This window comes from Desulfobacterales bacterium (assembly GCA_028704555.1).
Taxonomy (GTDB): Bacteria; Desulfobacterota; Desulfobacteria; order Desulfobacterales; family JAQWFD01; genus JAQWFD01.
On sequence record JAQWFD010000038.1, the window covers coordinates 1 to 13,409 of the forward strand.

At 46.3% G+C, this 13,409-nt stretch carries 9 protein-coding genes; all 9 read left to right on the top strand.

Annotation, left to right across the window (positions count from 1 at the left end; all coding sequences use genetic code 11):
• Positions 1 to 590: 590 nt before the first annotated feature.
• The 9 genes from PHQ97_12870 to PHQ97_12910 all read left to right on the top strand — a co-directional run bounded on the left by PHQ97_12870 (position 591) and on the right by PHQ97_12910 (position 13,028).
• A complete protein-coding gene (locus tag PHQ97_12870) occupies positions 591 to 2,483 on the top strand; it encodes a sigma 54-interacting transcriptional regulator (protein MDD4393627.1) in 1,893 nt (630 codons plus the stop codon).
• 568 nt (positions 2,484 to 3,051) lie between these two features.
• Positions 3,052 to 4,053: an ornithine carbamoyltransferase gene (gene argF / locus PHQ97_12875; GenBank protein MDD4393628.1), complete on the top strand. Its 1,002-nt coding sequence runs from the start codon at positions 3,052 to 3,054 to the stop codon at positions 4,051 to 4,053.
• 149 nt (positions 4,054 to 4,202) lie between these two features.
• Positions 4,203 to 5,129 (top strand): carbamate kinase, encoded by a 927-nt coding sequence (gene arcC / locus PHQ97_12880; protein ID MDD4393629.1) that lies wholly within the window; start codon positions 4,203 to 4,205, stop codon positions 5,127 to 5,129.
• A 206-nt stretch (positions 5,130 to 5,335) separates the two neighbouring features.
• Positions 5,336 to 6,676 carry a cyclic 2,3-diphosphoglycerate synthase gene (locus PHQ97_12885; GenBank protein MDD4393630.1) on the top strand — a complete coding sequence of 447 codons (1,341 nt, stop codon included), beginning with the start codon at positions 5,336 to 5,338 and terminating at the stop codon, positions 6,674 to 6,676.
• 76 nt (positions 6,677 to 6,752) lie between these two features.
• Positions 6,753 to 8,051 (top strand): hypothetical protein, encoded by a 1,299-nt coding sequence (locus PHQ97_12890; GenBank protein ID MDD4393631.1) that lies wholly within the window; start codon positions 6,753 to 6,755, stop codon positions 8,049 to 8,051.
• A 407-nt stretch (positions 8,052 to 8,458) separates the two neighbouring features.
• Positions 8,459 to 9,757 carry a hypothetical protein gene (locus tag PHQ97_12895; GenBank protein MDD4393632.1) on the top strand — a complete coding sequence of 433 codons (1,299 nt, stop codon included), beginning with the start codon at positions 8,459 to 8,461 and terminating at the stop codon, positions 9,755 to 9,757.
• Between the two features lie 330 nt (positions 9,758 to 10,087).
• Entirely contained in the window at positions 10,088 to 10,600 is a 513-nt protein-coding gene (locus PHQ97_12900; GenBank protein MDD4393633.1) for an N-acetyltransferase, read from the top strand.
• 377 nt (positions 10,601 to 10,977) lie between these two features.
• Positions 10,978 to 11,337 (top strand): hypothetical protein, encoded by a 360-nt coding sequence (locus PHQ97_12905; GenBank protein MDD4393634.1) that lies wholly within the window; start codon positions 10,978 to 10,980, stop codon positions 11,335 to 11,337.
• Positions 11,338 to 11,546: 209 nt separating this feature from the next.
• A complete protein-coding gene (locus tag PHQ97_12910; GenBank protein MDD4393635.1) occupies positions 11,547 to 13,028 on the top strand; it encodes a methyl-accepting chemotaxis protein in 1,482 nt (493 codons plus the stop codon).
• The last annotated feature ends 381 nt before the right edge of the window (positions 13,029 to 13,409 follow it).

Consider the following 13,409-nt stretch of genomic DNA (forward strand, 5'->3'; position numbering starts at 1 on the left):
GCCCGGTCTGGTTGAGTGTAGTTCCTCTCATTGAATAGTTTTTTGGCAAAATCTCTATTCTCAGATCGGGCTATTTTTGTCTACCTATTTTTCTCATCCATTTTGATATTAAGCAAAACTACGCTGGGACTATATGGCCGCACTTATGACCAACCCCGTAATTTCAAATAATCCTGCCAAAAACGCCTCGTCATAGCTGTCACCTGAGGTGGTGTAAATCGAAAGGTATCGATTATAGGAGTTACACACTATTTTTGATTTTTTTTCCGCCGCAATAGCGGCTTCGTCCAACAATTTTTATGTCAACGCATTGACATAATATCCCATATACTGGTACAATATTTACCAGTATTCTTTTGGATAAAGGGCGTGAAAATGGTAAACAGCCTAAAGCAGAGAAAAAGCCTGCCAGAACAATATCGTGTCTATTTTTCTCGATTTATGCATCAGGCTATGGTTTTAATCCTCAAAATAATCCGTGTTTTCCCTCGGTTAAAATCTTCTGCGTTCTTTGAACCTTAAAAAACTATCCTGTTTTCTGAATGGACATTTAATGACTTCAAGCTGGTACTTAGAGAAAGGATAAAAAAATGCAGACTGAAAAAAAACTTGAAAAACGAATTGCCTTTGAAATGATGATAGCCGCCATATCGGAGCAGGCAGTGTTGTTCGATAATCTGCAGGTTTTTTTGGATTCATCTCTGAAACGCATGGGAAGCATTTTAGATGTAAGTCGCATCTTTATTTTTACACACCAAACCATGTCTGATACGTTTTCTTGTATTTGCGAATGGGCTGCGAAGGGAGTGTTGACACTAAAAGCCCTTGATGAGCTGACAATCACCATTCCATGGGGCATGCAGCAGATGAAGGAAGGCCGGATTATTAATTTGAAAAATGCCCTGAATTGCCCCGGAGCTCAATTCAGGGATAGAATGATAGCCGGAAAAATCAAATCCACTTTAAACGTCCCGCTGTTTATTAAAAAAGATTTTTACGGCTTTATGGGATTTGATGAATGTCGATATAACCGGCAATGGATAGATGAGGATTTGCATATCCTGTCCACTGCAGCTCAAATCATAACCAAGGCAATTGAAAACAAGATGTATGAAGAGGATCTGGAGAAACATCGCAGCCGTCTGGAGTCTATTTTCAGCAGTGTTCAGGACGGCATTGTCACGGTGGATGCCGAAATGAACGTGATTGAGGCAAACAAGGCCGTTGAACTTATCTGCGGGATCAAGACCATTAGCGATCGACCATTTACCGATTGCGCAAATGAATGCAATCAGTCGTGTGTTGAAGTTTTGCGAAAAACCTTAAAAACCCGGAAAACCATACGGGATTGCCAGATCGAATGCGGGCACCGCGGCAAGAAGCAACTGGTTACCAAGGTCACCTGCTCCCCGTTGTTGAACAAATCCGGCCTGTTCTCTGGGGCTGTCATGGTTATCCGTGATATTACCCGGATTGTTTATCTCGAGAAGGAATTGAAGGGACGAGACCATTTTCACAACATCATCGGAAAAAGTGAAAAAATGCAGAAAATTTATAACCTCTTAGAGATGCTGGCCGATCATGGCACGACAGTTATGATTTCGGGCGGAAGCGGTACGGGAAAGGAGCTGATCGCCAAAGCCCTGCACTATGCCGGTGCCAGAGCAAACGGACCGTATGTAACCGTCAATTGTTCGGCCCTTTCTGAAAATCTTCTGGAAAGCGAGCTGTTCGGACATGTCAAAGGGGCTTTTACCGGTGCCGACAGAGATAAAATCGGTCGTTTTGAGGCAGCTGAAGGTGGTACGATTCTGCTGGATGAAATCGGCGATATCTCCCAACAGCTACAGGTAAAACTGTTAAGGGTGTTGCAGGAAAGGGAGTTTGAGCGGGTCGGGGAATCAAAACCGAGGAAGGTGAACGTACGAGTCGTCACATCGACCAACCGTAACATGAAGGAACTCGTAAAAAAGGGGCTGTTTCGTGAGGATCTTTACTTTCGACTCAACGTGTTTGAAATCGAACTTCCGCCATTGTGCGAACGGTATGATGATATACCACTGCTGATAAAACATTTTTTCAACATTTTTAACAAAAGTTACAAAAAAAACATTTCAGGCGTATCGAATGAGGTGTTGAAGGCCTTTATGAACTATTCCTGGCCGGGAAATATCCGCGAATTGGAACACGTCATCGAAAGAGCCTTTGTATTTTGCCAGAATCAGACGATTGAAATCGAGCATATTCCATCTGAAATCAGAAATTATGTCGGCGCCGAAAACAAATCTTGCGAAAAACGCGGTGATAATGACCTTGAGCAGGTCATGAAGGCCCTGCAACAGACAGATTGGAATATTTCAAAGGCGGCGCGGCTGCTGGGGATCAGTCGCTGGACCATGTATCGAAGGTGCCAGGCCTACAATATTAGCAGACCGAACAGAGATTGCCCCCCCCCCTCCTCAGGCTTCCCCTCCGCTGCATGAATCGATGTACAACGTTCGTTAGTTTCCATATAAAAACAGCCTTTAAGGTTAACGAATAATTAAATTATCATTCATCATTATAAGTCACCCTTTAAAAGTCGTATTTATGGATTGATTCTCAAAAAAATATGACCGCGGCTATTGCAATCTTTATGCGTCCGGAAAATAGAATGATGGCAGCCTGCCTCATGTTTATATCACCGAGCGACGCCCTTCAGAAAAAACTTCGGGGGGTTTTTAGAACAAAATATCTCATGCCGTGGAAAAACAGTGGTATCGGATCCGTGGCGCAAAGCCATTCGAAAAAAATTTAGTTGCTCAGCACAAAATTGTTGCAACACATAACTGTAGCAATGCTACATACATACCTTTCGTCATTCGACTGAACCCCGGCGCTACTCAATATATAACTATCTTAAATAATGTTATAATAAAATTTTTTCATCAGTTTTTTTGTTCTGGCATTTGTTTTGCTTGTAAAGACAGTATAGATGAACAAAAAAACAGCTTGCAACATTAACCTTTTTTCTAAACTAACTGAAGTACTGCACCATCTGAGGAGGGAAGGATGGCATTTAACCTAAGAAACCGACATTTTTTAAAACTTCTGGATTTTACTCCTAAAGAAATTAAATTTCTGCTGAATTTATCTTTGGATCTGAAAAAAGCAAAGTATGCCGGGATTGAGCAGCCCCGACTGAGCGGTAAAAATATCGCACTGATTTTTGAAAAGGCTTCCACCCGTACCCGTTGCGCTTTTGAAGTGGCCGCCTATGATCAGGGCGCGAAGGTTACCTATCTGGGACCCACCGGCTCTCAGATTGGAAAAAAAGAATCCATGAAAGACACGGCCCGGGTGTTGGGTCAAATGTATGACGGCATCGAATACCGTGGATTCGGCCAGAGCATCGTAGAAGAACTGGCACGATATGCCGGCGTACCGGTCTGGAACGGTCTGACCAATGAATATCACCCCACACAGGTGCTGGCCGATTTTCTGACCATGATGGAATATTCCGATAAACCCCTGAGCCAGGTCAAATTCGCCTACATGGGCGATGCGCGAAACAACATGGGAAATTCTCTTTTAATCGGAGCTGCCAAGATGGGTATGGACTTTCGATCCGTGGCACCCAAAGGGGTTCAGACCAATGCGAATCTGGTTGCAACAGCAACCGATATCGCCAAAAAGACCGGCGCGAAAATCACGGTGACCGACGATGTTGAGGAAGGCGTCAAGGGGTGTGACTTTCTCTACTCGGATGTCTGGGTATCCATGGGAGAGCCGGACGATGTTTGGAAGCAGCGGATCGAACTGCTCAAGCCTTACCAGGTCAACCAGCGGGCCATGGAACTGACCGGAAATAAAGACGTCAAATACATGCACTGCCTGCCGGCTTTTCATAACCGTCAGACCATCATCGGCGAAGAAATTTATCAGAAATTCGGGATGGATGGCATGGAAGTGACCGAAGAGGTGTTTGAGTCCGAAGCGGCTATCGTGTTTGACGAAGCCGAAAACCGCATCCACACGATCAAGGCCGTCATGGTAGCCACGCTGGGCAGCTGAAAAACAACAGCGCCTGATGGCTGGTGAAAACAAACATTGGGTCTTAAGTCTTGACAGGGCGATCCTTAAGGCCCGAAGGACCAATTCTTAAACGAAGTGGTCCACAACCCCCTTCCGGGGCGGTTCATATTACAGGAGTTAAAAAATACATGTCTACCAAACCCATATTACTCATAGCGCTTGGCGGCAATGCCCTGATTCAAAAAGGACAGTCCGGATCCGCTGAGCAGCAGTTCGAAAACCTGAAACTGCCGATGCAGGTGATCGCTCGGCTGTCAAAAGAATACAGCATTGTCATCACCCACGGAAACGGTCCTCAGGTGGGCAACCTCCTTTTACAGCAGGAAAGCTGTAGCGAAGTGCCGAAGATGCCGCTGGAAGTGATCGGCGCCCAGAGCCAGGGCCAGATTGGTTATATGATCGAATCGACTCTGGATTCGGCGCTGATGGAAGAAGGCATCTCGGATCGGTTTTTCTGCACCCTTCTCACCTATACGGTCGTGGATAAAAACGATCCTCTGTTCCAGAATCCCACCAAACCCATCGGGCCGTTTTACACCGAGGAAGAGGCCGCCAAGCTGCCTTATAGGATGGTCCAGACTGATAAGGGCCCTCGCCGCGTGGTGGCCTCTCCCAAGCCGGTGACCATCGTGGAGCATCGGGAGATTAAAAAGCTTCTGGATATGGATTTTATCGTAATCTGCTGCGGCGGTGGCGGAATACCGGTTATTCGCGAAGGCAGAAAGTTCAGCGGCGTGGATGCGGTGATCGACAAGGATCTGGCTAGTTCCAAACTGGCCGAGCAGATTAATGCAGATAAATTCATCATCGCCTCTGACATCGAAGGGGCCGCTATTTACTGGGGCAAACCCCAACAGCAAATTTTAAAAAAGGTTTCACTGGCCGACATGAACCGTTATACGGCGGAGGGTCATTTCCCGCCAGGTTCCATGGGACCGAAAGTCGAAGCGGTGACAAACTTTGTCAAGGGAACCGGGAAAAAAGGCGTCATTTGTAAGTTAAGCGACATCGAACTGGCCGTTGCAGGTAAGGCCGGCACCGAAGTCAGCAAATAGACGGTAGTATTCAGGATAGACAATTTCCACATACGTCAGGGCTCAACCTTATTGTCTGGTACGCCAGGCAATTCCCCGAGGAGAAACATCCCGGATCCTCCAGAAAAGCCGGGATGTTTTTTCCCCTGGCGGGAGGTTATCTCATCATTAAGTAATTAAAAATTGTAGAAAAATTGTCACAGCTATCTAAAAAGGAGAAAAGAGTAATGGCAAAACGAAACGTACTGATTATCGGCGCAGCCGGTAGAGATTTTCACAATTTCAATACTTTTTATCGGGATAACGAGCTGTATAACGTCGTTGCGTTTACTGCAGCTCAGATTCCGGACATCGACGGACGGAAGTATCCGGCGGAACTTGCCGGCAAACTGTATCCGGCCGGAATTCCAATCTTTGCAGAACAAGAACTGGAAAAACTCATCAAAGAGCTCGCCGTGGATGACTGTGTGTTTGCCTACAGTGATGTAAAAAACCAGTATGTCATGAACATGTCATCACGGGTCAACGGCGCTGGCGCCAGTTTTTATCTGATCGGGCCCAAAGATACACAGATCAAGAGTACCAAACCGGTGATTTCCGTATGTGCAGTCCGGACCGGTTGCGGAAAGAGTCAGACATCCCGACGGGTTATCGAAATCCTGATGGAAAAAGGGCTGAAGGTGGTTGCGATTCGTCATCCCATGCCTTATGGCGATCTCGTTAAACAAAAGGTGATGCGATTTGCGAAGGTATCCGATCTGAAAAAGAACAACTGCACCGTGGAAGAAATGGAAGAGTATGAACCCCATGTCGTTCGCGGTAACGTAATTTATTCCGGTGTGGACTATGAGGCCATTATCCGCGCAGCTGAAAAAGATCCGGATGGGTGTGATGTAATCCTGTGGGACGGCGGCAACAATGACTTCCCGTTCTACCAGTCAGATCTGCATGTAACCGTAGTCGATCCTCACCGTCCGGGTCATGAGCTGACCTATTACCCGGGTACGGCAACATTAAGAATGTCCGATGTCGTAGTGATCAACAAGATCGACAGTGCCGATGCCGCCGATATTCAAACTGTGAGAAAGAATATTGCAGCCATAGCACCGAAAGCCGTAGTGATCGATGCAGCCTCTACACTGGATATCGATGATCCTTCAGTGGTCAAGGGCAAAAGGGTATTGGTCGTCGAAGACGGTCCTACCCTGACCCACGGCGAGATGAAGATCGGCGCCGGTACGGTGGCCGCTCTGAAATTTGGCGCAGCCGAGCTGGTAGACCCGCGTCCGTACACGGTCGGCAGATTGGCCGAGACCTTCAAGATTTATCCCAACATCGGTGCCCTGCTTCCGGCCATGGGCTATGGGGCAGAGCAGCTCAAGGATCTGGAAACCACCATCAACAACACCGAGTGCGATGCAGTGATAATCGGCACCCCGATTGATTTGAACCGGATTATCAAGATCAAAAAACCGAATACCCGGGTTTACTATAACCTGCAGGAAATCGGCCGACCGGATATGGCCGGTGTGCTGGAAGAATTCGTCAAGAAACAAAAATTGGTTTGATTTTTTATATTTTCATAAAGCATTACAATGCACAATAGGGTGCAACAACAACAAGAGATAAAGAAGGAGATTTGTAATGTCAAAAAAGGTTACGAAAAAAGAATATGATGTAGTACTCCAAGGACAGCCGGCGATCAAGAAGATGGTCGTGTCCCGGCGAGAGGGAGAGCCTCTCAAAGTATGGTCCCCGGATGAGTGGTCGAAGCTGAAGCGGGTCATCATCGGCCGACCGGAAGGAACCAACATGCCGGCTCCTGAACCGGCCTGGCAGTACAATGTTCCTGGTTGCAAGCTTCCCCATTATATGCCTTTTCCCGAAGAGATGGTGGCAGCAGCCAACGCGCAGATGGACGTTTTCGTGAAAACGCTCGAAGACCGTGACATTCTCGTTGACAGAATTCCGATTCTGCCGATGATGATGAACAAACCGTTCAGCAGCCCCCTCGGCTGGGCCCAGTATAACATGCACGGGGTCAACAATGTGCGTGACGTAACCTTGGTTCACGGCCACATCATTGTCGACGCACCGACGGTTCGACGGACCCGCGTTTACGAGCGGTTCAACCTGCGGCCGTACATCAACCTGCTCGCCAATGAAGACGCCAGTATGTTTCACACGTCAGCTCCCTTCCCGATGCTGGTAGATGAAGACTACGATATGAACTACTATATCGACCGGGAGAGCCGAACTGATGAAGAACAGCGGGAGCTGTTGCTGGCGGCTCAGTTCCAGCAGAAAAACGGGGAATTCCCCCATGAATCTCTCTGGGACGCCGCTGACATCTGGAGCATGGGTAAAGACATGTTCTACCAGCCCTCAGCAGTCGGCAACCATGCTGGCGCTAATTGGCTGAAGCGGTTCTGCCGCGAGCACGGATTCCGTTTCCACATGGTGAAGTTTGAATCGCCGGTCAACAGTGACAAGCCGACCAACTTCCACCCGTGGCACATCGACGTGAACATGTGTACCCCGCGGCCCGGACTGTGCATCATCAACGCGGATTGGCCCCCGGCTGATTCCAAGTTCATCGAGCTCTTCAAAAAGAACGACTGGGAAGTCGTGGTGGCCGCACGGCCGACCCGCGTCCACAAGAACAGCATTTACCTGACCGGGTTGTACGAGGGTAAATCCTGGATCTCCGTCAACACATTCAGCATTGACAAAAACGTGATGTGTGTGGAAGCCGGCGAAACCGCTTTCATGGATCAGCTGGACAAGCTGGGCGTGGAAGTGCTTCCGATTTCGTACGAGAAGGTGATTCCGTTCGGCGGTGCCCTGCACTGCACCACTCTCGATATCGAGCGTGACACCGGCGAGAAGGGCAAGAGAGGGGAGTACGAAGATTTCTTCCCGAACCAGATCAAAGGTTTCTAAGCAACAGGCCTGACGGCTGATAGCTGTTTCGGTTTTGTTTGAAGAAAGATAACTGACCGGCAGGATGGATTCACTCCCCTTTTTCGCAAGAGACGGGGTGATCCATCCTGCCGGTAAAAAATTACGCTCATATGGTTCTTCCGTATTTTTTTCAACTTATATTTTCCGGGATATAGAAAATATAAGTTGAAAAAAATACGACGACCATACACGACCTGTATCGTTTTATTCTTTATCATTTTGATGAACAACTATGAATGATGCTGTCAAATGATTCAATGCAAAAAAGCAACAAGGGTAAATTGCTCTGTTTTTGAAGGAGACTCATTCGTGTTGAGTTATATTTTCATAAAGAATTACAATGCACAAAAGGGTACAACAACAAGAGGTAAAGAAGGAGATTTGTAATGTCAAAAAAGGTTACGAAAAAAGAATATGATGTAGTACTCCAAGGGCAGCCGGCAATCAAGAAGATGGTCGTGTCCCGGCGGGAGGGAGAGCCTCTCAAAGTATGGTCCCCGGATGAATGGTCGAAGCTGAAGCGGGTCATCATCGGCCGACCGGAAGGAACCAACATGCCGGCTCCTGAACCGGCCTGGCAGTACAATGTTCCTGGTTGCAAGCTTCCCCATTATATGCCTTTTCCCGAAGAGATGGTGGCAGCAGCCAACGCGCAGATGGACGTTTTCGTGAAAACGCTCGAAGACCGTGACATTCTCGTTGACAGAATTCCGATTCTGCCGATGATGATGAACAAACCGTTCAGCAGCCCCCTCGGCTGGGCCCAGTATAACATGCACGGGGTCAACAATGTGCGTGACGTAACCTTGGTTCACGGCCACATCATTGTCGACGCACCGACGGTTCGACGGACCCGCGTTTACGAGCGGTTCAACCTGCGGCCGTACATCAACCTGCTCGCCAATGAAGACGCCAGTATGTTTCACACGTCAGCTCCCTTCCCGATGCTGGTAGATGAAGACTACGATATGAACTACTATATCGACCGGGAGAGCCGAACTGATGAAGAACAGCGGGAGCTGTTGCTGGCGGCTCAGTTCCAGCAGAAAAACGGGGAATTCCCCCATGAATCTCTCTGGGACGCCGCTGACATCTGGAGCATGGGTAAAGACATGTTCTACCAGCCCTCAGCAGTCGGCAACCATGCTGGCGCTAATTGGCTGAAGCGGTTCTGCCGCGAGCACGGATTCCGTTTCCACATGGTGAAGTTTGAATCGCCGGTCAACAGTGACAAGCCGACCAACTTCCACCCGTGGCACATCGACGTGAACATGTGTACCCCGCGGCCCGGACTGTGCATCATCAACGCGGATTGGCCCCCGGCTGATTCCAAGTTCATCGAGCTCTTCAAAAAGAACGACTGGGAAGTCGTGGTGGCCGCACGGCCGACCCGCGTCCACAAGAACAGCATTTACCTGACCGGGTTGTACGAGGGTAAATCCTGGATCTCCGTCAACACATTCAGCATTGACAAAAACGTGATGTGTGTGGAAGCCGGCGAAACCGCTTTCATGGATCAGCTGGACAAGCTGGGCGTGGAAGTGCTTCCGATTTCGTACGAGAAGGTGATTCCGTTCGGCGGTGCCCTGCACTGCACCACTCTCGATATCGAGCGTGACACCGGCGAGAAGGGCAAGAGAGGGGAGTACGAAGATTTCTTCCCGAACCAGATCAAAGGTTTCTAAGCAACAGGCCTGACGGCTGATAGCTGTTTCGGTTTTGTTTGAAGAAAGATAACTGACCGGCAGGATGGATTCACTCCCCTTTTTCGCAAGAGACGGGGTGATCCATCCTGCCGGTAAAAAATTACGCTCATATGGTTCTTTCGTATTTTTTTCAACTTATATTTTCCGGGATATAGAAAATATAAGTTGAAAAGAATACGACGACCATGCACGACCTGTATCGTTTTATTCTTTATCATTTTGATGAACAACTATGAATGATGCTGTCAGATGATTCAATGCAAAAAAACAACAAGGGTAAATTGCTCTGTTTTTGGAGGAGACTCATTCGTGTTGAACGGCATCCTATCTGAGTCTCTGGTTATTCGAAAAGGACGTGTTTCAGATGTTCAGGATATAATTCGACTGGTCAACAACTTTGTAATGCAAAATTTAATGCTGCCCAGAGGGCCTCAGGATTTATATGAAAACATCCGGGATGTGGTAGTGTTGACCCGGCTCGGGCCGAAAAATGCCGTTGAAGATCATTCTAAGGAAGAGATCATCGGTTGTGGCGCGTTACATGTGATGTGGGGCGACTTGGCTGAAATAAGGTCGCTGGCAGTTGCCGAAAACTATCAGGGACAGGGGCTCGGCGCATGTATCGTGGATTGTATGAAAAAAGAGGCGCTGGCTCTGGGAATAAAGCGGCTGTTTGCATTCACCCTTGCCGAAAAATTTTTTAAGGCTCAGGGCTTTGAAGTCGTTCCCCGAAAGGATTTGCCCCCGGTTGTATGGCAGGAGTGTCGCAAGTGTCCAAAATACTTCAAATGTGATGAAATTGGAATGATACTGAATTTGTAAATGCAGATCTGTAAAATGGATACCAGTGACTAAAAAAAATAAGAGAGAGGTTTTCTGATGGTCTTGTGACTTTTTACATAGCCATCATATTTTAATAAGCATAATTTTGATTATATCGGACAGTTTGACGATTTGTTAAAAATTTTTTAAGCGTATTTGCCATGAATAGATGCGGTGGACATGGCACCGCAAAATAATCATGCCTGTAGAGCCGCCTTGGCTGCGGTGACCATCGGGCATGAATTTTTTTTTATATGCAGGCGGCAGACAAACGTGGAAAGATGATTCAAATCGGGATATTGTCTGCAGTCGGCTTTTGATATTCTTGAGGATCGGCTTTATTTATTATAAACAAAGCCGATCCTCAAGAACTTGAAATGAAAAAAATAGATTTGGATAGTCAGCACCAATTATTTTATGCCGGCTTTGCTATTACATATTGGATATTTTTTGTGTTGTTGATTATGAACAATTTTGATAGAAAAAAAAACTGTAATATCGCCGGATTGGTTTTCAAGAGACTATATAGTCGGAATTTGACTCAGATTGAGGTTCGGCGATTGATACTGGATGTTCAAAACATTCTTTGTGATGATATAGATACATGCACGGAAGCGGTAAATGCTAAGCTTACCGGCCTCGGTTGGACAAGTAGTTTGGTCGACAGCGTCACTTTTGAGCTTATTGTCTATCTGATTGAAAATGAATGGACTAAGGATTCGTATGCATTTCATTGAATGATGACTATCAACGATTAAATTTACGCATTACCATGTCGCTTCCTCCCACCCCGCAAAATTCTCGCTGCACACCATATATAAAAAATCTGTATCTGATACGAATTTCAGACCTCAAAATACTTTCATATTTTTTTCGATTGAAATTTTTGTCTTTTTTGAACTCGGAAAAATTTTTTTATTAATCGTATGGTAAAGGAGCGCGTTTCATGTCGGATCAAAGGGTAAAAACGTCCAAAGCGAAGTTGTCCATTGCACTTATTTCCACACTTATTATTTCAGTTTCAGCCTTGATATCGGCGATGATGTTGAATCTTATCAGTATGGATAGAACCTTTAGTCAAGTCAAGCAAGAATACTTCAAAATGCTGGAATTAAGTGGTGATATCAAAAACTATGATGAAATATTAACCAGTTCGGCTCGAATGGCGGTTATTACAAACGAAATCAAATGGAAAGATCGATATGATGCGGTTGCTCCTCAATTGGACAACGCCATAAATGAAGCGTTGGGAATGCTTCCGGAAAAATATAAAATCAAAGAAGCCGAAGAAACAAACAGCGCCAACGCAAAGATGATCGAAATGGAAACCAGGGCTTTTGATCTGCTTAATAACGGCAATCAGAAAGAAGCCGAATCCGTCTTATTTGGAAAAGAATATGAACAGCAAAAGAGCATTTATTCAAAAGGAATAGTTAGTTATCTTGATGCCATGAAAAACTATGCGGATTTGTCCATCATCAGGCATCGAAAAATAAATGTGGTCTTAATATCTATACAGGTTGGAATTTTGCTGGCGACCATTGCACTAGTTTGTTTTTTCTTGAGCCGATATGTCAAATCAATAAGACAAACAATTGAAGGGCTTATCGAAAACGCCGATCAAGTGTCTGCCGCCTCCGGCCAGGTTTCCTCCGCCAGCCAGCAGTTGGCCGATGGATCCTCGAGACAGGCAGAGTCTATCGAAGAAACCTCATCTTCATTAGAGGAAATTGCTTCGATGACTCAACAGAATGCGGAAAATTCGTTTAATACCAAAAGCCTTATGCTTGAAATGTCACAGATCGTCGATGAGACTAACAGTGCCATGGAACAACTTTCAGACTCTATGACGGAGATTTCCAGGAGAAGTGAAGAAACCCAGAAAATCATCAGGGCGATCGATGAGATCGCCTTTCAGACAAATCTTTTGTCTCTTAATGCGTCAGTAGAGGCTGCCCGAGCAGGAGAGGCCGGTGCAGGGTTTGCGGTAGTGGCCGATGAAGTAAGAAATCTATCGATTCGGGCGTCAGATGCGGCCAAAAATACGGCTGCTCTCATTGAAGGATCAGTTAACGAAATCCGGGATGGCTCAAGTATACTTTCAAAAACCTGTACCAACTTCAATAGGGTTTCGAAAGCGGCCAAAAAAATCTCGGATCTGATCGCTGAAATTGCGACCGCATCGCAGGAGCAGGCCCAGGGGGTCGAACAGATTAACGTGGCTGTCAACGAAATAGGCATTGTCACCCATCAGAATGCGGCCAATTCCCAGGAATCGGCCGCAGCCTCCGAAGAAATGAACGCACAGGCGGAAATGATGCGATTTTTTGTCAAGGACCTGGCCGCCCTGGTTGGCCGGACAAAATATAAAGCATTTCCAAATCAAATCGGCTTGGACAGGCAACAAAATCAAATCGCCTGCAGATAAAAACTATCATCGGCCATTGCGTCATCCCCGCGCAGGCGGGGATTCAGTTCGGTCGGTCTTTAGATTCCCGATTTAGCGGGAATGACGAGAACGGGATGCAACACTGTAAAAATAAATTTGGCCGAAGTTAGAACCAGGTCCGAAAAATGTTTGCGCTACAGTACGTGGTGTTTCAATTTTAAAAGTCTATGAAAATCACGTCCAATATAACCTTCTGAAAATAATGAGTATATAAAAAATAAGTCTTTACTTAAATTTCTGGCGTCTGTCTTGCCTTGCATTATAGAAAAGCAAAACATGCTTTTAAAAATTTTAAATTTTAACGGCAATTCAATACCCTCACAGTTGACTTGAATCCGTCGAAGCAACGATTTATGAAAA

Coding starts and splice junctions, on each gene's coding strand:
- PHQ97_12870 (MDD4393627.1), top strand. CDS start 591: ATGCAGACTGAAAAAAAACTTGAAAAACGAATTGCCTTTGAAATGATG.
- argF (MDD4393628.1), top strand. CDS start 3,052: ATGGCATTTAACCTAAGAAACCGACATTTTTTAAAACTTCTGGATTTT.
- arcC (MDD4393629.1), top strand. CDS start 4,203: ATGTCTACCAAACCCATATTACTCATAGCGCTTGGCGGCAATGCCCTG.
- PHQ97_12885 (MDD4393630.1), top strand. CDS start 5,336: ATGGCAAAACGAAACGTACTGATTATCGGCGCAGCCGGTAGAGATTTT.
- PHQ97_12890 (MDD4393631.1), top strand. CDS start 6,753: ATGTCAAAAAAGGTTACGAAAAAAGAATATGATGTAGTACTCCAAGGA.
- PHQ97_12895 (MDD4393632.1), top strand. CDS start 8,459: ATGTCAAAAAAGGTTACGAAAAAAGAATATGATGTAGTACTCCAAGGG.
- PHQ97_12905 (MDD4393634.1), top strand. CDS start 10,978: ATGAAAAAAATAGATTTGGATAGTCAGCACCAATTATTTTATGCCGGC.
- PHQ97_12910 (MDD4393635.1), top strand. CDS start 11,547: ATGTCGGATCAAAGGGTAAAAACGTCCAAAGCGAAGTTGTCCATTGCA.